The following is a 25449-nucleotide window of genomic DNA, read 5'->3' as shown; positions in this document are numbered from 1 at the left end:
CCGCCCCTGTTCTGTGAGCCGGGCCTTCAGATCCCGGTTTCAGGTCATTTCATGTGACAAAAGGTTCGGAAGCAAGCCCATGTCGAATACGTCTCTTGAGAAGAGCAAGATCCGGATCCTGCTGCTGGAAGGCGTGCATCAAACCGCCGTTGATACCCTGAACGCTGCAGGCTACACCAACATCGAATACCTGACCCATTCCCTGGGCGAGGAAGAGCTGATCGAGAAAATCGCCGATGCGCATTTCATCGGCATTCGCTCACGCACCCAGCTCACCGAGAAGGTGTTCGATGCCGCCCAAAAGCTGGTTGCCGTGGGTTGCTTCTGCATCGGCACCAATCAGGTGGATCTTCAGGCTGCCACCCGTCGTGGCATTGCGGTCTTCAATGCGCCCTTCTCCAATACCCGCTCGGTTGCGGAACTGGTGCTGGCACAGGCCATCCTGCTGCTCAGGGGCGTACCGGAGAAAAACGCCAAGGCCCACAACGGCCAATGGCAGAAATCCGCCAAGAACAGCTTCGAAATCCGCGGCAAGAAACTGGGCATCATCGGCTACGGCAACATCGGCACCCAGTTCAGCGTGCTGGCCGAGGCCCTGGGTATGGAAGTCTTCTACTACGACGTGGTCTCCAAGCTCTCCATTGGTAATGCCACCCAGGTGGGCACCATGCAGGAGCTTCTGAACATCGCCGATGTCGTTTCCCTGCATGTGCCGGAAACTCCGGCAACCCGCTACATGTTCAAGGCCGAGCAGTTTGCCCAGATGAAACCGGGTAGCATCTTCATGAATGCCTCCCGAGGCACCGTGGTGGACATCGATGCCCTGGCCGACGTCCTGCGCTCCGGCAAGCTTCTGGGAGCGGCTGTGGACGTTTTTCCGGTGGAACCCAAGTCCAATGACGAAGAGTTCGTCTCGCCGCTGCGGGAATTCGACAACTGCATCCTGACCCCGCACGTGGGCGGCTCCACCATGGAAGCCCAGGAAAACATCGGCCGTGAAGTGGCCGAAAAGCTGGCCATGTACAGCGACAACGGCACGTCAGTGTCCTCCGTCAACTTCCCGGAAGTGGCGCTGCCGTCGCACCCCAACCAGCATCGCCTGCTGCACATTCACGAGAACATTCCGGGCGTGATGTCCGAGATCAACCAGGTGTTCTCCGAAAACGCCATCAACGTCTGCGGCCAGTACCTGCAGACCAAGGAAGACATTGGCTATGTCGTGGTGGATGTGGACAAGGCCTACGGCGAGCTGGCGCTGGAAAAACTGCGCCAGGTGAAAGGCACCATCCGTTGCCGCGTACTGTTCTGAGCCTGCTCAGTCGCCACAAAAAACCCCGCAGGCATTCGCCTCCGGGGTTTTTCTTTGCCGGTAAGCCGGCGACTACTGCTGCATCGGCACCAGCGTCAGCTCGACCCGGCGGTTCTGCTCGCGGCCGGCAGCCGTGTTGTTGGTGGCGATCGGGTAGCGCTCACCGTAACCCACAGCCCGGGTCCGGCGCGGCTCGATACCGCGATTGAGCAGAAAATCCCGGACCGACGAGGCACGGCGCTCACTGAGCATCTGGTTGTAGCTGTCGCCACCGGTACTGTCGGTATGCCCCTCAATCTGGATGGTGGTCTGGTCAAATTCCTTGAGTACCAGCGCCACCGATTCCAGCGTGTCCACAAATCCGGAGCGGATATTGGACTGGTCGGTGTCGAAGGTAATGTTACCGGGCATGACCAGCTCGATCTGGTTGCCGTTGCGGATCACCCGTACGCCACTGCCTTCAAGCTGCCGGCGAAGCTGTGCTTCCTGGCGATCCATGTAGTAACCAATGCCACCCCCGACGGCCGCACCACCGGCGGCACCGATGAGGGCGCCCTTGCCCCGGTCCTTTTTGCTGGACGTGGCTGCGCCAACCGCCGCCCCGCCGATGGCTCCGATAATGCTGCCTGTGGTGGCATTGGAGACTTTCTCTTCGCCGGTATAGGGATCGTAGGTCATACAACCGCTGAGGGTCACAGCGGCCAATGAAAATGCGAGGATCGTTTTTTTCAAGACACTTCTCCTGACTGGGTAATGACAGGGCGGAAAACCTTTGCCCGCCCTGTGTTCATTCCGAGAATGTTTTAATAATGGTACTGAACACCGATGCCTGTAAATCCCTGGTTTCGTTCACCAGATGATGACGTCCTTCCGGCAGGCGTTTTTCGGTCACACCTGAGAACTTGTTCCGGATGATCCGCAGGTTGTGTTGCCAGTCCACGGTCATGTCCTTTTCGCCCTGAACCACCGTGACCGGAAAATCCACCGGCCGGGCCGACTCAATGTGCGGCACCCACTGGCGTAATGCGGTAACCCAGTCCACATGTACGGCCCGGGCCTGCAATGGATCATGATCCCGCAGAAAACGCAGAAAACGCGAATTACCACTATTCTCCGCAAATACCCGCCGCCAGCGGGTCAGGAACGAACCAAACAGGCTGTGCAGCACCTTGGCCCCAAGCCAACCGGCTGGTCGTATCAGTGGCGCCAGCAGAACCACGCGCTCAAAATCCGAGGTTTCCCGGTTATGGTGGTTGGAAAGCAGATAATCAATCAGGATCGCGCCTCCCGTACTCTGGCCCACGGCAAACCAGGGCCCGCGTACCCGGTTTCTGGCAGCCGCCATCACCCCGGTCAGCACCGCCTGGTATTCCAGAAAGCTGCCGATGGCAGCCGGTGTGCCACTGGAAAGACCATGGCCGGGCTGATCATAGGTCAGCACATCGAATCCGGCGCCCAGACACCGTTCAACCAGTTGAGTGTACAGGCCAACGTGATCAAAGTATCCGTGCAGAATGAAGACAGTTCCCCGTGCCGGCGAGGCTTCCGGGAGACGGTAGTAGTGCACCATGACCTCGTGGCCATCGATGCCGACATACCCCTGGTGGTACGCCACCTCCGGGTAGTCCTCCCAGAGGTCCAGGCCATAGTAGCGGCAGTAGGCGCGCATTTGGGCGCCCAGTTCCCGGCTTTCCTCGGGCTCGAACGGTGCCATGGACTGGAGCAGTGAATGGCGGTCCCATTGCGGTATTTCGGGGTTATCGGTTTTCCAGTACACGGAGTCGGATCCCTGTTTAAAGCGTCAAGTGATCAGGATGCCTGATACGAGCATACTAACATTCTTCGGGCAGGCTCACGGTTCCTGTAACCAGGGCTTCCTTTCGCGCCCTTGGCCAGCGTTTGACACGCCACTCCAGACTGAGCGCGCGACTGCGCTCACCCACGGGCACGTGGAACACCAGGGTCAGCGGGCCTTTCCCCCTCAGGCTACGCGCACCTCTGGGAGCGCCAGCCTGGTGCTCGGCAAACCGGCGCTGGACATCGGTGGTTATACCGGTATACAGACTGCCGGACGCGGTCCGGATCAGGTACAGGTGCCAGTTATCAGCCATGCTCCAGCGCCTGTTCCCGGGCACGGACTTTCCTTTGTTGAAGCCAGAGCCCGCCGATGATCAATACCAGCCCGACGTAAGTGGAGGGCAGGATGACCTCACCGAGGATGAAGTAAATGAACACCAGCGACAGAAACGGTGAAATGAAAATCAGGTTGCTCACCTTCGAGGTGTTCTCCGCCTTCTTCATCGCCTGGGACCAGAGCACAAACGCCACGCCCATCTCGAACACACCGACATAAACGGCCGCGGCCAGAGAACCCCCGACCGGAAAGTCCAGGCCGGCGGTGTACCAGCAGGCCACGGCAATAAAGGGCAGACCACACAGAAAGTTCAGAAACAGACCAACTACCGGATCACGACTGTCCCGGGTGGCGATAATCCAGTAACTGGCCCAGACCAGCGTACTGCCCAGCGCCAGGGAAACCCCGAGGGGATCGGAAAAGTCCAGACTGGTAACCGCCCCGCGAGTGGCAATCACCACCACACCGGCATAGCACACGAGGCCCGCCAGAATATCGATGCGCCGCAGTCTCTGGCCCAGGAAGGGCACTGACAGATAGGCAAGCACCAGTGCCCAGGTATAGTTAAGGGGCTGGGCCTCCTGGGCCGGCAAACGGTCGAAGGCACCGAACAGCAGGAAGTAGTAGAGGCAGGGATTGATCAACCCCATACCGAGGGACTGCAGGTACTGGCGTCGACTCAACCGGAATACCAGGTGCCAGCGCCCCTGCGCCACCAGAATCGTTGCCATCACCACCACCGAAGCCAGACAGGCGATCAGCAGCATCTGCACCGGCGCCAGATCCGCCAGCGCCAGCTTGAATGCTGTGGCTACCGTGGACCACAGCAGCACAGTAGCGAGCCCGTACATCATTGCCTGCTTCTGGTTGGTCATGCATCTGCCCCGTTGTGGCGTTCCCGAAAAAGGACAACAGACTGCCATGGCCGGATCATCCTGTCATTCCCCGGCGCGGCCGTCACGACCTCCGAAGTTGCGGAAAACCCGGGGCATTTTCTGCGGCCCTGGTTGTGGTAACGTTGCACTACAAAAAACTGACCCGGGCCCTGAGCCTGAACAACCGGAGCCGAACCACCCATGCCCATCCCCCGCCATTCCCTGACCAGCCTGCTTCTGGCACTCTCGGTGTTGCTGACCGGCTGCGGTGAGTCACCCAGGGAGAATACAGGGGGTAGCACGCAGGCGTCCGGTGACGGCGAGCACCCGGTGACCTGGCGGTTTGCGCTTGAGGAAATCGAGGGCAGCGTCCAGCATGCCTACGCTCAGGCTCTGAAAGAAAAGATTGAAACCGTATCGGACGGGGACATTGTGGTGGAAGTCTTCCCTTATGGCTCGCTGGGCACGTCCACCCAGCTCACGGAACTGACCCGCAATGGCTCGGTCAACCTGGCTTTCGCATCTCCCGGGCACCTGGCGGACTCGGTCCCGGAAACCGGTCTGTTCAACCTGCACTTTATGCTTCCGGCTGAACCCGAGGTCACCCGTGAATGGCTTTACAGCCCGGACCTTCTGGCCGCCTTCAGGCCTGCCTATAAGTCCGCAGGACTGCAACTGATGGGCTTCGTCCAGGAAGGCTGGATGGCCTGGACCGCCAACAAACCCCTGACGACCCCGGCGGACTTTGAGGGCCTGAAAATACGCACCATGACCTCCGATATCGCGGCCTCCACGCTCCGTGCCTATGGCGCGGATCCGGTACAGACGCCCTATTCACAGGTCTACAGCGATCTTCAACTGCACCGTATTGACGGCCAAAGCAACCCGGTCTTCGCCATTGAGGAAATGGATTTCCACGAAGTCCAGTCACACCTGACGCTGCCCCGGGCATCACGCTTTATTTCCTCCCTGGTTGCCAACCCGGACTGGCTAGGCGGACTTGATGAGCAGCAACAACAGTGGCTGAAAAGTGCCATCGCCGATGTCTCGGGGCAGGCCTGGGATATCGCAGCTGAACTGAACCAGCAGCGGCTGGAGATCATGGTGGAGCGCGGTGACATTCAGGTGGTCCGGCTGAGCGACGCCCAGCGGGAAGCATTTCGGGGCGCGAGCCAACCGGCCCGCGATGACTACCTCGAAGCCACCGGCAAGCGCGGCCAAAAGCTATTGGATCTGATTCCCGGCGAGTAAACCGGTTGGCTGCCGGATCATTCCGGCACCAGCCACTCCATGCTGGCACTGAGGCCAAGACGTTCACTGCCCTCAAGATCTGCCATCATGGCCGAAAAGCGCTGGTCAAAGCCCCAGGGCGGGTTCACAACCAGCATGCCGGAACCGACCATGCCTCTTTCCGGCGGTGCATCCAACCTCACTTCACTCTTCAGAATCTTGCGAACCGGCCCAGCCTTCAGGGAATCCAGCAGTTGGCGTTCCAGCCCCGAATCCATGACCGGATACCAGATCAGGACAATGCCATGCCGGCACTTTTTCCAGGCCTTGAAAAGCGTCCGGGCCACCGTGTCATAGTCCGTTTTGATTTCGTAGGAGGGGTCGACCAGTGTCAGCAGGCGAGGCTGCTTCGGCGGTAATGCGGCTAACCAGCCCTTGAGGCCGTCGCCACGCTGTACCCGCACACCAGTGCTGGCTGCCCACTGATTCAGTTGATCACTCTCGGTGGGATGAAGCTCGAATGCGGTCACCGGATCACCGGCCCGGGCCAGACTGGCCAGCCAGGCGGGCGACCCCGGATAGCTCGCCAGTCGATCCCCGTTCTGGCTGAGGTGACGCTCAAGTGTCGCAAACATAGGCGCCCAGTCCCCGGACCGAACCCCGTCTCGAGCCCGCCACAGGCGCTGAATGCCAGCGTCCGCTTCCGCCGTCTTGCGCGCACGCTCTCCGGTCAGGTCGTAGCACGCGCTGCCTGCGTGCGTATCAAAGCAGGCGATCGCCGATGACTTGGCCTGCATCATCGTGTAGACCAGTGTCAGGGCTGCGTGTTTTTGAACGTCGGCAAAATTGCCGGCGTGATAGGCGTGCAGATAACTCAGCATAAAGGGCTCCCGGATTCAGGAGCCCATTAGGCATCAGCTACCTGGTCTGTGCAAGATCAGCACTGCGTCCCTTTCGCCGCCGGGACCGATCAGCCGGCGGCTGCTGGACCGACCGCCGCAACGATTGCCACGCCACAAAAACATTCCTTGAAGAGCCTGCAAGCTGAACGACTGAATCACTCATGGGATTTCCTCCATCGCAATCACCACCACGAAAGTCAAGCTAGCACAGCGATACCTCTTTGCAAATCGTTCTCATTAAAATTTATAATACGAATCGTTCAGAATTGTCGGAGATCAAAAACCCCTTGCAACGTGGGGATTAGGCATACACAATCTGAACGATAATATTTATTGTTTTCAAAAACACGATAAGACATGGAGTTCCCAATGAACGCACTGTTTCGCCCGGCTCCGCTGGCGCTGACCATCGCTGCAGCCCTGACCGCCGGCTGTGCCAACACCCCTTCGAGCGCGCAGAACACCCAGCCCGCGACTCGCGACAACGTGGTTGAGCACTATGCCGACCTGGCCCATGCCACCTATGAAGACGCCCTGATTACAGCGCGTGCACTGGACGAAGCAACGGATCGTCTGATCGAGAACCCGACCGAAGCCAACCTGGCAGCGGCCAAGGAAGCCTGGCTCGCCTCCCGCGTGCCCTACCAGCAGTCTGAAGTATTCCGTTTCGGCAACACCATTGTTGATGACTGGGAAGGCCAGCTGAATGCCTGGCCGCTGGATGAAGGCCTGATCGACTATGTTGAGCCCGCCGAATACCAGTACGAACTGGGTAATGCCGGTGCCACCGCCAACATCATCGCCAGCGACAGCATCACCGTCGGCGGCGAGAACCTCGACGTTTCCGAACTGAGCCCGCAACTGCTGGCCGACCTGAACGAAGTGGGCGGCTCCGAAGCCAACGTCGCCACCGGTTATCACGCCGTGGAATTCCTGCTCTGGGGCCAGGACCTGCACGGCTTTGAGCCGGGCGCGGGTGAACGTCCGGTTACCGACTACGCCCGAGGCGCTGACTGCACCAACGGCAACTGCGACCGTCGTGCCCAGTACCTGGACGCAGTCACCGACCTGCTGGTTTCCGACCTGGAGTGGATGGTTGCCCAGTGGGAAGAAGGTAACGGCGACAACTACCGCGCCAAACTGGTTTCTGCCAATCCCGATGCCGGCATCCAGAAAATGCTGTTTGGCATGGGCTCCCTGTCACTGGGCGAACTGGCAGGCGAACGTATGAAGGTAGCGCTGGAAGCCAACTCCTATGAAGACGAGCACGACTGCTTCAGTGACAACACCCACAACTCTCACTACTACAACGGCAAGGGCATCCAGAACGTCTATACCGGCACCTACCGCCGTGTGGATGGCTCCCTGGTCACCGGCCCGTCCCTGTCCGACCTGGTCGAGAAGTCCAACCCGGAACTGGACGCCCGCCTGAACGCGCAACTCGACGACTCCATGGAAGCTCTCGAAGCCATGCGCGCCAAGGCCCAGAGCAGCCAGAACCCGATGGCGTTCGACGTTATGATCCGCCCGGGCAACGCCAAGGGTGAGCGCATCATCAACAACACCATCATGGCGCTGGTTGAGCAGACCGGTTCCATTGAGCAGGCCGCCCGCGAACTGGGCATCCAGGCCCTGGCTCCGGACGACGCCGGTCACAGCTTCTGAGAGTGACTGTCGGCAATATGTGACTACCGGGAGCGTCCTGCTCCCGGTATCATGCCCCCTGAGCGAGCCATGGAAAACCTGCCTGACGGGCTGATTTTCCATGGCTTATTCATTTGTAGCGTGAGCATCCATGAAACCAAGACTGACTCTCTCCCTCATCTCCCTGGCGCTGCTGCCTCTCTCCCTGCAGGCAGAAACCCATGCCGGCTTTCCTCTGCAGACCTCGCCGGACAGCGGCGGCGAAGGTACCGTTCAGCAGGCCGATACCAACGCCTACTCACTGCCCCAGGGCAACCTGTCGATGACCAAGCGACTGGACTTCAGCGTTGGCAACAGTTTCTTCCGCAACCCCTGGGTTGAAGCTCCGGCCAGCACCGACGCCCGGGACGGCCTGGGCCCGCTGTTCAACACCAATTCCTGCCAGGGCTGTCACATCAAGGACGGCCGCGGCCATCCTCCGGGTGTCGACGAGCCCCCGGTGTCCATGTTCCTGCGCCTGGCGGTTCCGGCCGACCCCGAACAGGATGCCGACCTGCTGCGTATGCACGGTTTCAAACCGGCGCCGGTCTACGGCAGTCAGTTGCAGACCTCCTCCCTCCCGGCCGCCAAACCCGAAGCGGACCTGCGGATCGAATGGCAGCCGGTGGAAGAAACCCTGGCCGACGGCACAGTCGTGGAACTGCGCAAGCCGGTCTACCACATCGACAACCCGAACTACGGTCCCATGCCGGAAGATCTGCTGATCTCCCCCAGGGTAGCGCCCCAGATGATTGGCATGGGCCTGATCGAAGCCATCCCCGACGAGCAGATCAATGCCCTGGCCGACCCGGAAGACGCGGATAACGACGGCATATCCGGCAAGCGCAACCAGGTGTGGGACCTGGCCACCGAACAGACCGTTCCCGGCCGTTTCGGCTGGAAGTCGGGTGAGCCCAGCGTTCGCCAGCAGAGCATGGGGGCCTTCGCCGGCGACATGGGGCTGACCTCCTCGCTCAAACCGGCAACAGACTGCACTCCGGAACAGGAATGCGATCGCTTCACCCATGGCGGCGAGCCCGAGGTGAGTGACAAGGTGGCGGATTTCGTCACCTTCTACGCCAAGAGCCTGGCCGTGCCGGCACGCCGGAATATGGACAACGCCAGCGTGCAGCGCGGCGCCGAGCTGTTTAACGAAACCGGTTGTGCCGCCTGCCATACGCCGCGCCATACCACTGGCGAGGTCGCAGACCGTCCGGACCTGAGCAACCAGACCATCTGGCCCTACACCGACCTGCTGCTGCACGATATGGGCCACCGCCTGGCGGATGGCCGAAGCGAGTTCCTGGCCGATGGTTACGAATGGCGGACACCGCCCCTGTGGGGGATCGGGCTGGCCCAGGTGGTCAACCAGCAATCCGGCTTCCTGCATGATGGCCGGGCCCGCACCCCGGAGGAAGCTATCCTCTGGCACGGCGGAGAAGCCCAGCCTGCCGCTGACAGCTATCGCCAGATGCCTGCCGACGAACGCAAGGCTCTGATTGATTTCCTGAACTCGCTTTAAGGACCGACAATGAAACCGTTCAGCAGACTGCTCTGTATCTCCGCAGCCCTTCTGGCACTGAACGCCTCAGCGGCGGCAGAAACGCCCGCCCAGCAGGCGCGGCAGCAATGGCACCAGGAAATACTGACCGGCTATGAGCACCTGGCAGAACAGGCTGGCGCCTTCGCCGATGCCGCCGGAAGCTGGTGCTCAAGCCCAAGTGAACAGGGCCGCACGACCACGGAAAAGGCCTGGCGCGAAGCGTTCATGGCCTGGCAGGCCGTGCGTTTCGTCAATTTCGGGCCGATCGAAACCGACAACCGCAGCTGGCAGTTCCAGTTCTGGCCCGACCCCAAGAACCTGATCGCCCGCAAGGCACGCTACCTGCTTTCCAGCGATGAACCGGCCACCGCCGGCACCATTGATGACTCCGGCGTGGCTGTGCAGGGGTTTCCGATGGCGGAATACCTGCTGTTCGACCAGCCCTTCAACCAGGGTGAGCGGGCATTGCCAGCCGGCCGCAGCTGCGATCTTCTGGTTCTCGTCGCCGGCCATATCCGGGATACCGCCGATCAGCAGCTCAGGGACTGGCAGGCGTTCCGTGCCCCCTATCTGGCCAACGACCAGTACCATGACACCACCATCAAAGCCGGGATGACCGCACTGGAAGTGCTCGAGGAACGCCGTCTGGCGCAGCCCATGGGGCTTCGTGGTAATGGCAAGCGCTCGGTCTATGCGGCCGACGCCTGGCGCAGCGGCACCAGCCTGGCCACTCTGGAGGCCACGGTGCGAGGCCTCAAACAACACTTCCTGCCCGGCCTGACGCTGCTTCTGGAGAACGGCAACCAGCCGGAGCTGGCGCCCCGAATCCGGTCGCAGTTCGACGAGGTGCTGGAAAACTTCCCGGACATGGACAAACCCATGGCGCCGCTGCTGGCCGAAGACGGCCACTACTCGGAGCTCCAGGGGCTGTTTGTGGACGTGTCCCAGCTGACCACACTGGTCAATGACCAGGCCGCTGTTGCACTCGGCGTGGTCCGTGGCTTCAACTCCAGCGACGGCGACTGAGGCAGACCATGGCTGAGCTGAACCGCCGACAACTGCTCAAGGCCGGCGCCGCCGGCAGCCTCGCCGCCACCCTGACCGGCTGTGGCCTGCTGCCGCGCAAGGCCGGACACCATCCGGATCAGTACACCGGCGCCGTCGGACTGCCCGACGGGGGCTTTGGCGTCTGCGCCATTGACCGGTCCGGCCAGCCACTCTGGCAGTCCCCGATGAAAACCCGTGGCCACAGCGGCTGCATTCGCCCTACCGGTGAAGACGTCGTCTTTTTTGAGCGCCGCCCCGGCTGGACCTTCTATGTCATTGATCAGGCCACCGGCCAACGCCGGCATCAGGTCCGGGCCGCCGAGGGCGAGCACTTTGTCGGCCATGGCGTTTTTTCCCCCGACGGGCGCTGGCTTTATGCCACCGGCAGCCGCTATCAACAGGGCGAGGGCATTGTCATTGTCTACGATGCCCATCAGGGCTACCGGCGCAGCCACAGCTTTGATCTCCATGGCGTTGGCCCGCACCAGATAACCCTGCACCCGGACGGGCAAACGCTGGTCATCGGGCTGGGCGGCATTCTCACCCACCCCGACTATGACCGCATCAAACTCAACCTGGACACCATGGAGCCAGCCCTGGTGCTGATGGACCGCAACTCCGGAGAGATCCGGGGCCGCTTCCGACCGGACCATCACTGGCAGAGCACCCGCCATGTGGATGTCGCACCGACCGGCCGGGTCTACGTGGCCTACCAGTACCAAGGCCCTCTGTACGAAACCCCGCCGCTGCTGGCCCGACTGGAGGAAGGGAAACTCCGGGAGTACCGTTTTGATGCGGATACCCAGGCCAGCCTGGCAAACTACATCGCCAGCGTGATTGCCCATCCCGAGAACGATCTGGTCGCCGCAGCGTCGCCAGTGGGCGGCACCGCCATCGTCTTTGAGGGGCAGTCCGGGAAACTGCGGGCAAAAGCAGAGATCACCGACTGCGCCGGTGTCCAGGCACTGGCCGGCGGTGACTTCCTGATTTCCTCAGGCCAGGGCAAACTGGTGCGCCTGGGCGCGGACAAGCCACCACAGGAACTGGCCCAACTCCCCGTTTACTGGGATCACCATCTGGTCTGATGCAGGCTGGGCACCGTACCTCCGATCGCAAAACTGGTATGATTTCGCGATATTTTCCAGGAGGACGGGCCCTTGCCAGCGAAGAACCGGAGCACTGTTGACCAGCTATACAACCTGATTGCCAACGAGGAGGATGCCCGCGTCTGCCGCGACATCCCCGACGAAGCCTGCCGGGAAGTCCCCCGCAACTTCTTCCTGATTCTCGCCAGCAATGTCCTGACCAAACTCGGCGACCTGCTGATCAGCCCGAAAACCGTGCTGGCCTGGCTGATGACCGCCATTGGCGCACCGGCCCTGGTGGCCTGGCTGGTGCCCATCCGCGAGTCTGGCTCCATGGTCCCGCAGATGGTCATTGCCGCCTGGGTCCGCCGAAAAGCGGTGCGCAAGTGGTTCTGGACCCTCGGCAGCCTCGGCCAGGCGCTCAGCGTTGGAGCCATGGCCGCCAGTGTCCGGTTTCTTGAAGGCTATGCCGCCGGCGGCGCGGTCATTGCCGCCCTCATTGTCTTTTCCCTGGCCCGGGGGTTCTGCTCTGTTTCCATGAAAGACGTCCAGGGCAAGTGCATACCGAAGACCCGGCGTGGCCGGCTGTCCGGTCTGGCCACCACCATCGGCGGCACGGCCACCGTGGTGCTGACCGCGCTGCTGTTCTGGGACCGGGGGGATCCAAGCATTGCCTTCTATTCCCTGCTACTGTTGCTGGCCGCCCTGCTCTGGGTGATCGCCGGTGCCTTGTTTGCCGGTGTTGAGGAATACGCCGGCGAAACCGGAGGCGGCGGCAACGCCCTATCGGAAGCTTTCAGCAGCCTGTCACTGCTGCGTGACGACGCCCCTTTCCGCCACTTTGTGATCACCCGGGCCCTGCTCCTGTGCTCTGCCCTGGCCTCACCCTACTTTGTTGTGCTGGCCCAGCGCGAATCCGATGTCGGCTGGATGCTCGGGGTGTTCCTGCTCGCCAGCAGCCTGGCCAGTTCGGTCAGTGCCAGTTTCTGGGGCTGGGCGGCGGACACTTCCAGCCGTCGGGTTATTATCCGGGGGGCCGCTATGGCCAGTGGTGTCTGCCTGGTGGTCGGCATCCTGGCGCTGGTGTTTGGTCCGGGCTTCGGTGGCGCGTGGTTCTATCCGGCAGCGTTCTTTGTGCTGGGCATCGCCCACGCAGGCGTGCGCCTGGGCCGTAAGACCTATCTGGTGGATATGGCGGGGGGTAACAAGCGCACCGACTATACCGCTGTCAGCAATACCGTGATTGGCGTTCTGCTGCTGGCCACTGGTGGCCTGACCGCCGCCATTTCGCTGATCTCAGAGGTGGCGGTCATCCTGGTGCTCGGCGCCATGGGCTTTGCCGGTATGCTCAGTGCACTGCGCCTTGAGGAAGTCACGGAACAGTGATCAGGAGGGCGTCCGGCCTTCGTTGAGTGCCAGGGCGCCCATGACCACCCGGTAGATCACCCAGATGGCAATGGCCAGCAAAATCAGCCAGCCGATGATCAGCATGGTGGTCATGATGCCGATCACTGTCCACAGCAGCCCGATCCAGAAAGTGCGGATCTGCCAGCGGAAGTGGGGTTCCAGCCAGGTCCCCCTGACATCGTCCATCTTGATGTAGTTGATGACCACCCCTGCCAGGGCCGTGATGCCCCCGACAAAAAAGGACAGGGCCTGGAGGATGTAAACCACCGTGGCCAGGTTTCGGGCAGAGCGCGGTTCCTGGTTGCGGTCACCGGCGGGAATATATTCGGGATCGGGCACAGACGTTCTCTCCTTTGGACCGAGCCATCACTCTACCACAGCCGCCGGAACATCCGGGAAGGGTCAGTGCCCGGACGGACGGTACCCCACCCGGAAACCACCCCAGTGCTTGCCGTTCACATAAATAGGCACGGACAGGTCATGCATGATTTCCCCCGTATCCCGCCGATAGGTCTGCAGCAGCATGTCTTCGGTGTGGCTGCCACAACGAAGACCGGTTCGGTCATTGAACAGACGCTTGCTCCGGCTCTTAACCAGGTCCACCTCCCGGTTTCCGGTTGGCGGGTTGGCAAAGTCCCGGTTGTGGGTGGGCACGTAGCCGTCGGGAGCACAGGAAATGGAAAACACGATAGCATCGTGAGCATTCTTGACCGACTCCTGGATCGCCGTCAGATGCTGATCGGTAAACTGATCAAACGCACTGCTGTACTGCTGCGGATCGGTGTTCGGGATGGGTGTGCGTTTTTTATCAAACAGGTCCGCTTCACTGAGCTTGCCGTCCCGGATGGCCTGTTCAAACAGCTGGCCAACCTGCCGGGCACCCGCACGGGCCTGGTCATAGAAGGTCCGGTGGTAGCTCTGGGTACTGTTCAGTGCAAACGCCGCATTGGCCTTTTCGGCCAGTTCCATCAGCTTGGCTGCCTGGTCCGCCAGGGAAGAGACACTGGCATCGCTCTCCGAGATATGGTCCCGGACCGACTCGATGGCTGAAAACACCTGCGCCAGGCTCTGTTCATTGTTCTGATCGATCTCAGCAATGCGGGACACCTGCTCCTGAACCCGGTCCGACTGGTCCCGGATCTGGTCCAGTTGCCCGCCGACGCTTTCAACGGAGACCAACCCCTCTTCCACGCTCCGGGCCAGATCCTCGATCCGGGTGACAATCAGGGTGGTATCGCTCTGGATTTCCTCCAGGGTCTGGGCCACCTCGCCGGTGGCCTGGGCTGTGCGCCCGGCCAGCTGCCGGACTTCATCGGCCACCACGGCGAACCCCCGCCCCTGCTCTCCGGCACGGGCGGCCTCAATGGCCGCGTTAAGCGCCAGAAGATTGGTCTGCTCGGCAATGCCCTGAATGGTGTTGGTGACGCCCTGGATCTTGTTGGATTTGTTATTGAGTTCCTGAATCAGCCGCAGGTTTTCACCAGACTGCTGGTGTACTTCACGTACGCTGTCGATCGCTGAAACCAGTGCTTGCCGACCATCAACGCTGACCTCCCGGTTCTGCAGCGCCATGGTGGCGGCATTGGTTGCCTGCTCGGAGGATTCACGAACGGATTCGGTGATGTGGCCGGCATGCTCGGCCATCTGGGAGGTTTCCTCGACCTGGCGGTCCAGGCGCTTCTTGACCTGATCGGCGGCAAACGACACTTCCGCCGCAGAGATGGCGTTCTGATCCGCGCTTTCAGACAGGGTATCAATCAGCGCACGGCCCGCTCTGGCTTCCGACATCAGGCCCTGGCAGCGCTGATAAAGCGGGTGTTCCCTCGGCAGCGAGCCGTCAACCAGCCGGTTGATCGCCTGCTGGGCCGGGGACAGAACCCGGATCAGCATGTAGCCTGCGGCCACCGCCAGACCAACCACCAGTCCGGTCACCACTGACACGGCGTCCAGGCCGATCAGGGGCGCCACCAGTGGCGCAATGACAGCAAGAAGGATGGCAACTGCCAGTCCCGCAACCAGTGCCGAGCGATTGAGTAATCCCATGGTGCCCTCGTCGTTTTCGATGCCAAAAGGCGCTTTATTGTTATCAGGCTGTTGTTGAGACTAAAGAAATGAGCTGAGTTAATAACTCATACTTTAGTGTATTTTTCATACCGGTATACGGCCGACGTTCTGTTTATCGGCCTGGCGGGGAAGTTCTTGAGGGGGATCAGTTTTCTGCCAGCCGCCGGCCATCAATCATGATGATGTGGTCAACCGCCAGCACCCTGCTGGCGCCGAGCACCAGGAAGTCACGGCCCGCGCGGCTCAGCAGGTCCCGGATGGACTCATGAACCACACAGACATCGCCGGAGGGCGACTGGTAGACAATTTCCGCCAGTCGGCCGGAATGGATGTATTCCTGCAGGGACTGCTGCAGCGAGCAGGACAATGTGGCCGGAGACGGGGTTGAGAAGCTCATTCCGGGGCGCCCTTTTTCCTGTGGTCAGGGACAGTTTGAACCACAAATGGCCAGCCTGCCAGTTCAAAAGGGCACCCCGCTCAGCCGTCAGAACCAGTCCGGCTGCATCTGCAGGCAGGTGTCATCCTGATTGCGCAGCAGAACCAGGTCCTGGGCAACCGTGGGCAGCTCATGATGGAAGAAGTAGCGGGCCGCCTGGAGTTTGCCCAGATAGAACTTCCGGGCCGGTTCGTCACTCACGTTTGCCAGGGCACAGGACGCCGCATTGGCCTGGCGCAGCCACATCCAGGACACCACGATGTGTCCGAACAGGTGCAGGTAGGCAGCCGCATTGGCCAGGCTTTTCTCGGTATCGCCGGCCATCAGCGAGCGCCCCAGCCCCTGGGTGACCTTGACCGCCTGCTGCAGGGTTTCGCTGAGCGACAGCGCCCACTGGCTGCACTGCTCGCTGGTGGCCGCCTCAAGGTCAATCTGCATCTCTCGCATCAGCAGTTGCAGGCCATGGCTCTGGTCCTGCCAGATCTTCCGGCCCAGCAGGTCCAGTGCCTGAATACCGTTGGTGCCCTCATGGATGGCGTTCAGGCGGTTATCCCGCCAGCACTGCTCCACCGGGTATTCCCGGGTATAACCGGCACCGCCGTAGACCTGAATGGCCAGATCGTTGGCCCGCAGCCCGTAGTCCGAGGGCCAGGCCTTGATCACCGGCGTCAGCAGATCGAGCAGCACACCGGCTTCCCGGCGTTTGTCCGGCTCGGGATGCGTGTGCTGATCGTCCAGCAGGCGGGCCCCGTACAGACAGAGCGCGAGCGCCCCTTCGCAGTATGATTTCTGGGCCAGCAGCATGCGCCGGACATCGGCATGTTCGATGATCGGCACCTGGGGACTCTCCGGGTCCTTGTGTGACAACGGACGCCCCTGAAGCCGGGTACGGGCATACTCCAGGCTGTGCATATAGCCACGGTAACCAATCGCCATGGCGCCAATGCCGACGCCCACCCGGGCCTCGTTCATCATCTGGAACATGTACTTCAGGCCCTGATGCGGTTCGCCCACCAGATAACCGTGACAGGGGGCGTCGTCACCGAAGCTCAGGGCGGTGGAGGTGGCACCGCGATAGCCCAGTTTGTGAATCAGGCCCGCCAGACTGACACCGTTCCACTCACCGGGACGGCCGTCTTCCTGGACCCGGAATTTCGGCACGATGAACAGGGAGATCCCTTTAACCCCGGCCGGGGCGCCTTTAATCCGGGCCAGCACCATATGCACGATGTTGTCAGTCAGGTTCTGGTCACCACCGGAGATGTAAATCTTCGCCCCCTTGATCAGGTAATGGCCGTCGTCGGTCGGCGTAGCCGAGGTGCGCAGATCGGCCAGACTGGATCCGGCCTGGGGCTCGGTCAGGGCCATGGTGCCTGCATACCGGCCCTCCAGCATCGGACCAAGGCAGCTGGCGCGCTGCTGATCACTGCCCAGCACCCGGATCAGATTGGCGGCGGCGGTGGTCAGGAAGGGATAGGCCGCCGAGCCCGGATTGGCTGCCGTGAACAGGCCATTACAGGCGGCCATGACCGTCTCGGGCAGTTGCATGCCACCCAGCTCCTGATCGTGCCGCCCGGCGATAAAACCCGCTTCGGCAAAGGCCGTGAACGCGTCCTTGACCTCGGGCAGCATGGTTACGCCACCGTCCGTCATTTTCGGCTCATCCCGGTCACCGGCGCTGTTGTGGTTGGCAAAACGGTCGCGGGCAATCCGGTCGGCTGTCTCGATCACGGCGTCAAAGGTCTCCCGGCTATGGTCGCTGAAGCGCTCCCGGTCGGCCAGCGACCCGGTATCGAGAACCTCGTAGAGCTGGAAGGCAAGATCACGGTGATCAATAAGGGTATCGGTCATTCACTTTCTCCGTGTTGGCACTGTGCGGTAATGTGCAGGGTTTGAAGGGGAAAATAAAGCGCCCCGTCACTTGACCTTCGACAACGGCTACGTATTATCGGAACCCCAGTTTCACTGACGGAGCAACCATGACCGAAAGGTCCGCCGGCTGCACGAATACACCAACGGCCCCCCTGACTGCGGATATCGTCGTCCAGCGTGGTCGTCTGCCGTATTTCCCCGATCCGCCCTTCCCTGCCTGATTCCGATTGCAGACCGGTGTCACCGGTCGTGTTATGCATGGCGCGCCACCTGAGGCTAAACTCTGTGGGCGTCGTATCCCCGGCCGATCATGTAAAACAACACCGACAAAGAGGTTGCGATGTCGCTACCGCTGGTTGTATTTCTGCCTTTTCTGGGGGCCATTGCCGCGCCCCTGTTCGCCCAGGGCGGGCGCACGGCCATTGCCATCGCGTCGTCCGTACCGGCGCTGATCGCTCTGGCGGCGCTGTTCCCGCACTGGGAAACACTCGCCGGTGGCGGCACGGTACTGGCCAGTTACGAATGGCTGCCGGCACTGGGGCTGTCCTTCAGCTTCCGCCTGGACGGCCTGGCGCTGCTGTTCGCCCTGCTGATACTGCTGATCGGCCTGCTGATCATCCTGTACGCACGCTACTACCTCAAACCGGCGGAGAACGTCGGCAAGTTCTACGCCCTGCTGCTGTGCTTCAAGGGCTCCATGCTTGGCATCGTGCTTTCAGGCAACCTGTTGCTGATGCTGATTTTCTGGGAGCTGACCAGCCTGACCTCGTTCCTGCTGATCAGCTTCTGGAACCACAAACAGGACGCCAGGCGGGGTGCCCGCATGGCCCTGGCGGTGACCGGCGGTGGCGGACTGGCCCTGCTCGCCGGCATTCTGCTGATCGGCAACATCGTTGGCAGCTATGAGCTCGATGACGTACTGGCCGCAGGCGACCTGATCAAGTCCCATGCCCTGTACCCGGTTGCCCTGACCCTGGTACTGCTGGGCGCCTTCACCAAATCCGCCCAGTTCCCGTTCCACTTCTGGCTGCCCCATGCCATGCAGGCGCCGACACCGGTCTCCGCCTATCTGCATTCGGCCACCATGGTCAAAGCCGGCGTGTTCCTGATGGCGCGCCTGTATCCGGCCCTGGCTGGCACCGAGCAGTGGTTTTACATGGTCAGCTTCACCGGCATGGCCACACTGCTGATTGGCGCCTATGTGGCGATGTTCAAGCATGACCTCAAAGGCCTGCTGGCCCACTCCACGGTCAGCCATCTGGGCCTGATCACCCTGCTGTTCGGTATGGGCACCAAGCTCGCCGCCGTGGCCGCGGTTTTCCACGTGATCAACCATGCCACCTTCAAGGCCTCGCTGTTCATGGCGGCTGGTATCATCGATCACGAAACCGGCACCCGCGACATGCGCCAGATCAACGGCCTGTGGCGCTACATGCCCCACACCGCCACACTGGCCATGGTCGCAGCGTCGTCCATGGCCGGCGTCCCCCTGCTCAACGGCTTTTTGAGCAAGGAGATGTTTTTCGCCGAGTCCCTGCAACTGAACCTGCCCGGCGGGCTGGCCTGGCTGCCGCCGCTGGTGGCGACTCTGGCGGGTATTTTTGCGGTGGCCTACTCCGCGCGCTTCGTGCACGACGTGTTCTTCAACGGCAAGCCGGTCAATCTGCCGATTTACCCGCCTCATGAGCCGCCGCGCTACATGAAGATTCCGGTGGAGATTCTGGTCTTTGCCTGCATCATGGTGGGCATGTTCCCGGCCTTCTCCATTGGCCCGCTGCTGTACGCGGCCTCCTACGCCACCCTGGGCGGCGAGGTGCCGGACTACCACCTGACCATCCTGCATGGCATCAACCTGCCTCTGATGATGAGTGTGGCGGCGTTTGTCGGCGGCCTGCTGATGTACAGCCAGCGCCAGAAGTTCTTCGACTTCCACGCCCGTTTCCGGGAAATCGACGAGAAAGCCGTGTTCGAGTCGGTGGTGTCCTGGCTGGTGGATCTGGCCCACCGCTTCACCGGCGCCATTGAAAACGGCTCACTGCAGCGTTACGCCATGTTGCTGGTGGTCAGCGTTATCGCGGTGGCCCTGGTGCCGCTGAGCACCATGGGCGTCTTCGTGGGCGAGAACGGCCTGTCCCCGGTGGACTGGCCCACCGCCATCGCCGCCGGCGTGCTGATCCTGTGTGCCATCGCCACCGCGATCGGGCACCGGGAACGCTTCATTGCGCTGGTACTGCTCAGCGTTGTTGGCCTGGTGGTTGCCCTGGCGTTTGCCCGCTTCTCGGCACCGGACCTGGCCATGACCCAGTTGTCCGTGGAAGTGGTGACGATTGTTCTGCTGATGCTCGCGCTCTACTACATGCCGTCCTGGACACCGCACGAAAGCACCGGCGGCCGGCGCCTTCGGGACCTGGTGCTGGCCCTGGTGGCCGGCGGCGGCATGACGCTGGTCACCCTGGCCATGCTGACCCAGCCGTTCAGCTCGATCTCCCAGTTTTTCCTGGAGAACAGCAAGCCCGGCGGCGGTGGCACCAACGTGGTCAACGTCATTCTGGTGGACTTCCGGGGCTTTGATACCCTGGGCGAAATCACGGTACTGGCCATTGCGGCCCTGGGTATCTACGCCATGCTCAAGGACACAGCGCTGACACCACCACCTGGCGACGGCCAGGGGCACCCGTGGACCCGCGATGCCCATCCGCTGATGCTCAAGCAGATTGCCCGACCCATGCTACCGCTGGCACTGATGGTATCGGTCTATATCTTCCTGCGTGGCCATAACCTGCCCGGCGGTGGATTTATTGCCGGACTGGTGACCTCGGTGGCCCTGATCATCCAGTACATCGCCAGCGGCATGACCTGGACCCAGGACCGCATTCCGGTGAAATACCACAATGTGATCGGGCTGGGCCTGCTGTTTGCCACCGTTGCCGGTGCCGGCAGCTTTGCCTTCGGCTACCCGTTCCTGACCTCCACTTTCGACTACATCAGTTGGCCGGTGGTGGGCAAGTTCGAGGTGGCCTCAGCCCTGATTTTTGACCTTGGTGTCTACCTCACGGTTATTGGCGCGACACTGCTGGCCCTGGTGAGTATCGGCCGGCTGTCACCCCATTCAGCAATCAAGAGCCCCCGGGAGAAATCGTAATGGAGCTGATATTTGCCCTGGTCATCGGTACCTTGACCGCCACCGGCGTTTACCTGCTGCTCCGGGCCAGAACCTTTCCCGTGGTGGTCGGCCTGACGCTGCTGTCCTATGGCGTTAACCTGTTCCTGTTCTCCACCGGCCGCCTGGCAACCGGCCAGCAACCGGTGCTGGGTTCCGCCGAAACCTACAGTGACCCGCTGCCCCAGGCGCTGGTGCTGACCGCCATCGTCATCGGTTTTGCCATGACCGCCTTTGTGGTGGTGCTGTCACTGCGTAACCTGGCCGATAATGAGGACGATCACGTGGATGGCCGCCAGCCACAACCGACCGAGCCCAGCAAGCGGGAAAGGGAGGCAGGCAGCAAATGAACCACTGGCTGACGGCTCCCATTCTGATTCCCCTGCTCGGTGGCATCCTCCAGGCGTTCATGGGCTATGCGCCCATCCAGTTGCGCCGAACCCTGGCAATCACCACCACCGTACTGATCCTTGGCGCCAGCCTGGTGCTGTTTTCCATGGCACTGGATGGTGACTACCGGATGTACGCCTTTGGTAACTGGCAGCCGCCGTTTGGCATCGTACTGGTGCTGGACCGGCTGGCGGCGTTCATGGTTGTGATGACCTCGGTGCTGGCCCTGTTTGCCCATATTTTCTCGCTCGGCGGCTCTGACGAGGGCAACCGGCAGTTCCATACCCTGTTCCTGTTCCAGTTGATGGGCCTGAACATCGCGTTCCTGACCGGCGACCTGTTCAACCTGTTCGTGGCCTTCGAGGTGCTGCTGATTGCCTCCTACGGGCTGCTAATGCACGGCGGCGGCACCATCCGCACGGTACCGGGCCTGCATTACGTGGTGCTGAACCTGATCGGCTCCGCCGTCTTCCTGATCAGTGTCGGCATGATCTACAGCGTTACCGGCACCCTCAATATGGCGGACCTGGCCGTGCGTGTGCAGCAGGTAACCGGCGAGAACCTGCAACTGGTCAAGGCCGGCGGCATGATGCTGCTGGTGGTGTTCGCGCTCAAGGCCGCGATCCTGCCGCTGTGCTTCTGGCTGCCCCGGGCCTACGCCAAAGCCACGGCTCCGGTGGCCGCCCTGTTCGCGGTCATGACCAAGGTGGGCGTGTACGCCATTCTCCGGGTTTACCTGCTGGTGTTCGGCGACCAGGCCGGGCCGCTGGCCAACCTGGGGATGGACTGGCTGTTCCCGCTGGCACTGGTGACCATGGCCATGGGCTTTATCGGGGCCCTGGGGGCCGACAATCTGCGCTCCCTGGTGGCCTGGCAGGTGATTATCTCGGTTGGCACCCTGCTGGCTCCGATCGCGCTGGGCTCACCGGCGGGCCTATCGGCCGCCCTGTTCTACATGCTGAGCACCACCTGGACCGTTGCCGGCCTGTTCCTGGTTGCCTCCCTGGTTGCCGGTCAGCGCGGCACCGCCGGTGACCGCATTGTCACGGCCCCCCCCATGCGCAACCGGACCTTCCTGAGCGTTCTGTTCATGGTCGGAGCCGTGGCAGCCGCAGGCCTGCCGCCGCTCAGCGGGTTCGTTGGCAAGATCCTGATCCTGCAGTCCGTCCCGGCCGGGGTGGAAATGGCCTGGCTCTGGGGTGTGTTACTGATGGGCAGCTTCCTGTCGCTGGTTGCCTACAGCCGTGCCGGCAGCATCGTGTTCTGGCGGACGGTGGACGGCCATCTGGAATCACCGCCCAGGCTCACGGGCCCCACCTCCATCGCGGCCGGTGCCCTGATTGCCCTGACCCTGGCGATCGTGGCCATGGCCGGTCCGATCAACAAATACACCGATGCCACGGCGGCCCAGTTGCTGGACCATACCCGGTATCTGGAAATACTTGAGACCCCCGTGGTCGGGGAGGAAAACTGATGCTTGACCGTCTTGGTTTCCCACAGCCCTGGCTCAGCGCACTGCTGTTCGTGACCTGGCAGTTTCTGAGCGAAGGCGTCTCCGGCGCCAGCATCGTCATGGGGCTGGTACTGGCCATGGTGATTCCGCAGATCACCCACGGCTTCTGGCCGGAGCGGCCGGCGTTCGTCAAAGCCTGGAAGATGCCGGCCTATCTGCTGATCGTGCTCAAGGACATTGTCGCCGCCAGCTTTTCCGTGGCCCGGCTGATCCTGAGCCCGCGGCCACCCCGGCCGGTGTTTGTCTGCTACCCGCTGCAGCTCGAGCACCCACTGGCCATTTCGATTCTGGCCAGCACGATCTCCCTCACTCCCGGCACTGTCAGCGCCGATGTCAGCGATGACCAGACGCTGCTGTTGATCCATGCCCTGGATGCCGAATCCGACCAGGAGATCATCGACGCCATCCACCAGCGCTACGAGAAGCGCCTCATGGAGATGTTCCAATGATCATCACCGTCGCTCTTTACGTCACCATTGCCATGGTCACCCTGGCCGCCCTGCTCAACGTGTACCGGCTGATCAAGGGCCCGGATGCGCCGGACCGGGTGCTGGCGCTGGATACGCTTTATATCAATGCCATCGCGCTGATTGTCCTGCTGGGCATCACCCTGGGCACACGCATGTATCTGGAGTCCGCCCTGCTGATTGCGGTCATGGGCTTTGTCGGCACCGTGGCCATGGCCAAATACCTCAAGCGCGGCAGCGTCATCGAATAATTCCGGAGGTCTGTGCATGAACCCGTTCGCTGAGTATCTCATTGCCGCTTTGCTGCTACTGGGCGGCGCCTTCTCCCTGATCGGAGCCCTGGGCCTGGCCCGGCTGCCCGACTTTTTCACCCGCTTGCACGGCCCCACCAAAGCCACCACACTGGGCGTCGGTGCCATCGTGGTCAGTTCCGTGCTCTATTTCAGCAGCCTTGGCGAAGGCATCGGCATTTCAGAAATACTGATCACGGTATTCCTGTTCCTGACCGCACCGGTCAGTGCCAATATGCTGGCCAAAGCCGCCATGCACATAGGCGTAAAAACAACAGACGACACCCGGGGCAACCCCTGGGAACAATAACGATAACCCTGCGAGGTAGTCAGAAATGGCCCAAACCCGTGTTCTCCAGCCGGCAGACAACGCCTACCAGTATCCACTGCTGATCAAACGCCTGCTAATGTCCGGTCCCCGCTACAACCCGGACCAGCAGATCGTCGACAGCAACCGGGGCAGCTACAGCTATCGTGAACTGGTGGAACGTATCCACCGCCTGGCCAACGCCCTGACCGAAGCCGGCGTCCAGGCGGGCGACACGGTCGCCGTCATGGACTGGGATACCCCTCGTTATCTTGAGTGTTTTTTTGCGGTGCCGATGATCGGCGCCGTTCTGCATACGGTCAATGTGCGCCTGTCCCCGGATCAGATTGTCTACACCATGAACCACGCGGAAGACGACGTAGTGCTGGTGCATGACGACTTCCTGCCCATTATCGAGGGTGTGAAGAGCGATATCGAAACAGTGAAGACCTGGATCCAGCTCACCGACAATGACCAGCCCGGCCAGACGTCGCTGGACACTGCCGGCGAATACGAGGCACTGCTGGCCGGTGCGGATGATCACTTCGACTTCCCGGATTTTGACGAAAACAGCGTTGCCACCACCTTCTACACCACCGGCACCACCGGCAATCCCAAGGGCGTTTACTTCAGCCATCGCCAACTGGTGCTGCACACTCTGGCCATCAGCGGTGCCGTGGCCGCCTTTGACGAAATGCCGCTGCTGCGCTCGTCTTCGGTGTACATGCCACTGACCCCGATGTTCCACGTACACGCCTGGGGGGTGCCCTACGCCGCCACCATGCTGGGGGTCAAACAGATCTACCCGGGCCGCTACGAGCCGGAACTGCTGGTGGAACTGATCCGGGAGCATGGCGTGACCTTCTCCCACTGCGTGCCGACGGTCATGCAGCTGATCCTGGCCACCGAGGGTGTGAAGTCCGCCGATTTGAGCAACTGGCACGTACTGATCGGGGGCAGCGCCCTGACCCGCGGGCTGTGCAAGGCCGGCGCCGAGCATGGCGTGCGCATGTACACCGGTTACGGCATGTCCGAAACCTGCCCACTACTGAGCACCACCCACCTCAAGCCGGAAGACCTGGAGCTGCCGCCGGAACAGCAGATCGGCCAGCGGGTGAAAACCGGCATTGCCGTGCCTATGGTTGAGCTTGAAATCGTTGATCCGGATGGCCAGCCGGTGCCCCATGACGGCGAGGCCAAAGGCGAAGTGGTCGCCCGGGCACCCTGGCTGACCGAAAACTACTTCAAGCAACCGGACAAGGGCGAGGAGCTCTGGCAGGGCGGCTGGCTGCATACCGGCGATGTCGCCAGCATGGAGCCGGACAACACCCTGACCATCAAGGACCGGATCAAGGATGTGATCAAAACCGGCGGGGAGTGGCTGTCGTCCCTCGACCTGGAAAACCTGATCAGCCAGCATCCGGCCGTGGCGGCCACCGCCGTTGTTGGTGTGCCGGATGAGAAATGGGGTGAACGCCCCTATGCGCTGATCACCCTGAAGCCGGATGAAAACATCGGCGAGGACGATATCCGCGAGCACCTCCAGGGCTTTGTGGACCGGGGCGACATTAACAAGTGGGCGATTCCCGAACAGATGCGTTTTGTCGAGGATATTCCCAAGACCAGCGTTGGCAAGATCAACAAGAAGCTGATCCGGGACCAGATCAACGACTGATTGACCGGTTCGGAAAAAAAGCCGGCGCATCAGCGCCGGCTTTTTTGTTTCCGGAAGGTG

The 25449-nt window shown here is 61.6% G+C and carries 23 protein-coding genes; 14 read left to right on the top strand and 9 right to left on the bottom strand.

Annotation, left to right across the window (positions count from 1 at the left end; all coding sequences use genetic code 11):
- Positions 1-79 precede the first annotated feature (79 nt).
- Complete coding sequence (gene serA / locus HNR38_RS12590; protein WP_183704723.1) at positions 80-1309, top strand: phosphoglycerate dehydrogenase; 1230 nt, start codon at positions 80-82, stop codon at positions 1307-1309.
- A gap of 72 nt (positions 1310-1381) precedes the next feature.
- Here the strand turns inward: serA and HNR38_RS12585 are convergent, their stop codons facing one another.
- Genes HNR38_RS12585 through HNR38_RS12570 form a run of 4 tightly spaced genes read right to left on the bottom strand, consistent with a single transcriptional unit; the run spans position 1382 to position 4318 of the window.
- Complete coding sequence (locus HNR38_RS12585; protein WP_183704721.1) at positions 1382-2041, bottom strand: YiaD family glycine zipper/OmpA-like lipoprotein; 660 nt, start codon at positions 2039-2041, stop codon at positions 1382-1384.
- 55 nt (positions 2042-2096) lie between these two features.
- Positions 2097-3086 carry an alpha/beta fold hydrolase gene (locus HNR38_RS12580; protein ID WP_183704719.1) on the bottom strand — a complete coding sequence of 330 codons (990 nt, stop codon included), beginning with the start codon at positions 3084-3086 and terminating at the stop codon, positions 2097-2099.
- Between the two features lie 55 nt (positions 3087-3141).
- On the bottom strand, positions 3142-3420 hold the full coding sequence (locus HNR38_RS12575) for a GIY-YIG nuclease family protein (protein WP_183704717.1): 279 nt from the start codon (positions 3418-3420) through the stop codon (positions 3142-3144).
- Positions 3413-4318, bottom strand: a complete 906-nt coding sequence (locus HNR38_RS12570) for a DMT family transporter (protein ID WP_183704715.1) — start codon at positions 4316-4318, stop codon at positions 3413-3415. The genes HNR38_RS12575 and HNR38_RS12570 overlap by 8 nt, the downstream gene beginning before the upstream one ends.
- 201 nt (positions 4319-4519) lie before the next feature.
- On the opposite strand from HNR38_RS12570, the gene dctP reads away from it, so the two are divergent.
- Positions 4520-5569, top strand: a complete 1050-nt coding sequence (dctP, locus tag HNR38_RS12565) for a TRAP transporter substrate-binding protein DctP (RefSeq protein WP_183704713.1) — start codon at positions 4520-4522, stop codon at positions 5567-5569.
- Between the two features lie 17 nt (positions 5570-5586).
- Here dctP and HNR38_RS12560 read toward each other — a convergent pair whose 3' ends face one another.
- Positions 5587-6429: a 23S rRNA (adenine(2030)-N(6))-methyltransferase RlmJ gene (locus HNR38_RS12560; protein ID WP_183704711.1), complete on the bottom strand. Its 843-nt coding sequence runs from the start codon at positions 6427-6429 to the stop codon at positions 5587-5589.
- 390 nt (positions 6430-6819) lie between these two features.
- Between HNR38_RS12560 and HNR38_RS12555 the strand changes: the two genes are divergently transcribed.
- The 5 genes from HNR38_RS12555 to HNR38_RS12535 all read left to right on the top strand — a co-directional run bounded on the left by HNR38_RS12555 (position 6820) and on the right by HNR38_RS12535 (position 13194).
- Positions 6820-8115 carry an imelysin family protein gene (locus tag HNR38_RS12555; RefSeq protein WP_183704709.1) on the top strand — a complete coding sequence of 432 codons (1296 nt, stop codon included), beginning with the start codon at positions 6820-6822 and terminating at the stop codon, positions 8113-8115.
- A 130-nt stretch (positions 8116-8245) separates the two neighbouring features.
- Positions 8246-9655, top strand: a complete 1410-nt coding sequence (locus tag HNR38_RS12550) for a di-heme oxidoreductase family protein (protein WP_183704706.1) — start codon at positions 8246-8248, stop codon at positions 9653-9655.
- 9 nt (positions 9656-9664) lie between these two features.
- On the top strand, positions 9665-10702 hold the full coding sequence (locus tag HNR38_RS12545) for an imelysin family protein (protein WP_183704704.1): 1038 nt from the start codon (positions 9665-9667) through the stop codon (positions 10700-10702).
- Positions 10703-10710: 8 nt separating this feature from the next.
- Positions 10711-11808, top strand: coding sequence for a DUF1513 domain-containing protein (locus HNR38_RS12540; RefSeq protein ID WP_183704702.1), 1098 nt, complete (start codon positions 10711-10713; stop codon positions 11806-11808).
- Positions 11809-11880: 72 nt separating this feature from the next.
- A complete protein-coding gene (locus tag HNR38_RS12535) occupies positions 11881-13194 on the top strand; it encodes an MFS transporter (protein ID WP_183704700.1) in 1314 nt (437 codons plus the stop codon).
- Here HNR38_RS12535 and HNR38_RS12530 read toward each other — a convergent pair whose 3' ends face one another.
- The 4 genes from HNR38_RS12530 to HNR38_RS12515 all read right to left on the bottom strand — a co-directional run bounded on the left by HNR38_RS12530 (position 13195) and on the right by HNR38_RS12515 (position 17566).
- On the bottom strand, positions 13195-13554 hold the full coding sequence (locus tag HNR38_RS12530; RefSeq protein WP_183704698.1) for a hypothetical protein: 360 nt from the start codon (positions 13552-13554) through the stop codon (positions 13195-13197).
- Between the two features lie 63 nt (positions 13555-13617).
- The gene (locus HNR38_RS12525; protein ID WP_183704696.1) at positions 13618-15258 is read right to left on the bottom strand and encodes a methyl-accepting chemotaxis protein; all 1641 of its coding nucleotides are present in this window, start codon (positions 15256-15258) and stop codon (positions 13618-13620) included.
- Between the two features lie 166 nt (positions 15259-15424).
- Positions 15425-15676 carry a hypothetical protein gene (locus HNR38_RS12520; RefSeq protein WP_183704694.1) on the bottom strand — a complete coding sequence of 84 codons (252 nt, stop codon included), beginning with the start codon at positions 15674-15676 and terminating at the stop codon, positions 15425-15427.
- Between the two features lie 87 nt (positions 15677-15763).
- Complete coding sequence (locus HNR38_RS12515) at positions 15764-17566, bottom strand: acyl-CoA dehydrogenase (protein ID WP_183704692.1); 1803 nt, start codon at positions 17564-17566, stop codon at positions 15764-15766.
- Positions 17567-17927: 361 nt separating this feature from the next.
- On the opposite strand from HNR38_RS12515, the gene HNR38_RS12510 reads away from it, so the two are divergent.
- The 7 genes from HNR38_RS12510 to HNR38_RS12480 are packed head-to-tail and all read left to right on the top strand — an operon-like array spanning position 17928 to position 25389.
- Positions 17928-20729, top strand: coding sequence for a monovalent cation/H+ antiporter subunit A (locus HNR38_RS12510; protein ID WP_183704690.1), 2802 nt, complete (start codon positions 17928-17930; stop codon positions 20727-20729).
- On the top strand, positions 20729-21097 hold the full coding sequence (locus HNR38_RS12505) for a Na+/H+ antiporter subunit C (RefSeq protein WP_183704688.1): 369 nt from the start codon (positions 20729-20731) through the stop codon (positions 21095-21097). The genes HNR38_RS12510 and HNR38_RS12505 overlap by 1 nt, the downstream gene beginning before the upstream one ends.
- Positions 21094-22611 carry a monovalent cation/H+ antiporter subunit D gene (locus tag HNR38_RS12500; protein ID WP_183704686.1) on the top strand — a complete coding sequence of 506 codons (1518 nt, stop codon included), beginning with the start codon at positions 21094-21096 and terminating at the stop codon, positions 22609-22611. Before HNR38_RS12505 ends, HNR38_RS12500 begins: the two co-directional genes overlap by 4 nt.
- The gene (locus HNR38_RS12495; protein ID WP_183704684.1) at positions 22611-23099 is read left to right on the top strand and encodes a Na+/H+ antiporter subunit E; all 489 of its coding nucleotides are present in this window, start codon (positions 22611-22613) and stop codon (positions 23097-23099) included. The genes HNR38_RS12500 and HNR38_RS12495 overlap by 1 nt, the downstream gene beginning before the upstream one ends.
- Positions 23096-23368: a K+/H+ antiporter subunit F gene (locus tag HNR38_RS12490; RefSeq protein ID WP_183704682.1), complete on the top strand. Its 273-nt coding sequence runs from the start codon at positions 23096-23098 to the stop codon at positions 23366-23368. The genes HNR38_RS12495 and HNR38_RS12490 overlap by 4 nt, the downstream gene beginning before the upstream one ends.
- 16 nt (positions 23369-23384) lie before the next feature.
- On the top strand, positions 23385-23717 hold the full coding sequence (locus tag HNR38_RS12485; protein WP_183704680.1) for a Na+/H+ antiporter subunit G: 333 nt from the start codon (positions 23385-23387) through the stop codon (positions 23715-23717).
- A 25-nt stretch (positions 23718-23742) separates the two neighbouring features.
- Positions 23743-25389: a fatty acid--CoA ligase gene (locus HNR38_RS12480; protein WP_183704677.1), complete on the top strand. Its 1647-nt coding sequence runs from the start codon at positions 23743-23745 to the stop codon at positions 25387-25389.
- The last annotated feature ends 60 nt before the right edge of the window (positions 25390-25449 follow it).

This window comes from Marinobacter oulmenensis, assembly GCF_014201735.1.
Taxonomy (GTDB): Bacteria; Pseudomonadota; Gammaproteobacteria; order Pseudomonadales; family Oleiphilaceae; genus Marinobacter; species Marinobacter oulmenensis.
The sequence above is the reverse complement of the archived record's forward strand: the minus strand, read 5'-3'. Positions and strand labels throughout refer to the sequence as shown.

Excerpts from the sequence above, each read along its gene's own strand:
- serA (WP_183704723.1), top strand. The coding sequence starts at position 80 with ATGTCGAATACGTCTCTTGAGAAGAGCAAGATCCGGATCCTGCTGCTG.
- HNR38_RS12575 (WP_183704717.1), bottom strand. The coding sequence starts at position 3,420 with ATGGCTGATAACTGGCACCTGTACCTGATCCGGACCGCGTCCGGCAGT.
- HNR38_RS12570 (WP_183704715.1), bottom strand. The coding sequence starts at position 4,318 with ATGACCAACCAGAAGCAGGCAATGATGTACGGGCTCGCTACTGTGCTG.
- dctP (WP_183704713.1), top strand. The coding sequence starts at position 4,520 with ATGCCCATCCCCCGCCATTCCCTGACCAGCCTGCTTCTGGCACTCTCG.
- HNR38_RS12560 (WP_183704711.1), bottom strand. The coding sequence starts at position 6,429 with ATGCTGAGTTATCTGCACGCCTATCACGCCGGCAATTTTGCCGACGTT.
- HNR38_RS12555 (WP_183704709.1), top strand. The coding sequence starts at position 6,820 with ATGAACGCACTGTTTCGCCCGGCTCCGCTGGCGCTGACCATCGCTGCA.
- HNR38_RS12550 (WP_183704706.1), top strand. The coding sequence starts at position 8,246 with ATGAAACCAAGACTGACTCTCTCCCTCATCTCCCTGGCGCTGCTGCCT.
- HNR38_RS12545 (WP_183704704.1), top strand. The coding sequence starts at position 9,665 with ATGAAACCGTTCAGCAGACTGCTCTGTATCTCCGCAGCCCTTCTGGCA.
- HNR38_RS12540 (WP_183704702.1), top strand. The coding sequence starts at position 10,711 with ATGGCTGAGCTGAACCGCCGACAACTGCTCAAGGCCGGCGCCGCCGGC.
- HNR38_RS12525 (WP_183704696.1), bottom strand. The coding sequence starts at position 15,258 with ATGGGATTACTCAATCGCTCGGCACTGGTTGCGGGACTGGCAGTTGCC.
- HNR38_RS12520 (WP_183704694.1), bottom strand. The coding sequence starts at position 15,676 with ATGAGCTTCTCAACCCCGTCTCCGGCCACATTGTCCTGCTCGCTGCAG.
- HNR38_RS12515 (WP_183704692.1), bottom strand. The coding sequence starts at position 17,566 with ATGACCGATACCCTTATTGATCACCGTGATCTTGCCTTCCAGCTCTAC.
- HNR38_RS12510 (WP_183704690.1), top strand. The coding sequence starts at position 17,928 with ATGTCGCTACCGCTGGTTGTATTTCTGCCTTTTCTGGGGGCCATTGCC.
- HNR38_RS12505 (WP_183704688.1), top strand. The coding sequence starts at position 20,729 with ATGGAGCTGATATTTGCCCTGGTCATCGGTACCTTGACCGCCACCGGC.
- HNR38_RS12500 (WP_183704686.1), top strand. The coding sequence starts at position 21,094 with ATGAACCACTGGCTGACGGCTCCCATTCTGATTCCCCTGCTCGGTGGC.
- HNR38_RS12495 (WP_183704684.1), top strand. The coding sequence starts at position 22,611 with ATGCTTGACCGTCTTGGTTTCCCACAGCCCTGGCTCAGCGCACTGCTG.
- HNR38_RS12490 (WP_183704682.1), top strand. The coding sequence starts at position 23,096 with ATGATCATCACCGTCGCTCTTTACGTCACCATTGCCATGGTCACCCTG.
- HNR38_RS12485 (WP_183704680.1), top strand. The coding sequence starts at position 23,385 with ATGAACCCGTTCGCTGAGTATCTCATTGCCGCTTTGCTGCTACTGGGC.
- HNR38_RS12480 (WP_183704677.1), top strand. The coding sequence starts at position 23,743 with ATGGCCCAAACCCGTGTTCTCCAGCCGGCAGACAACGCCTACCAGTAT.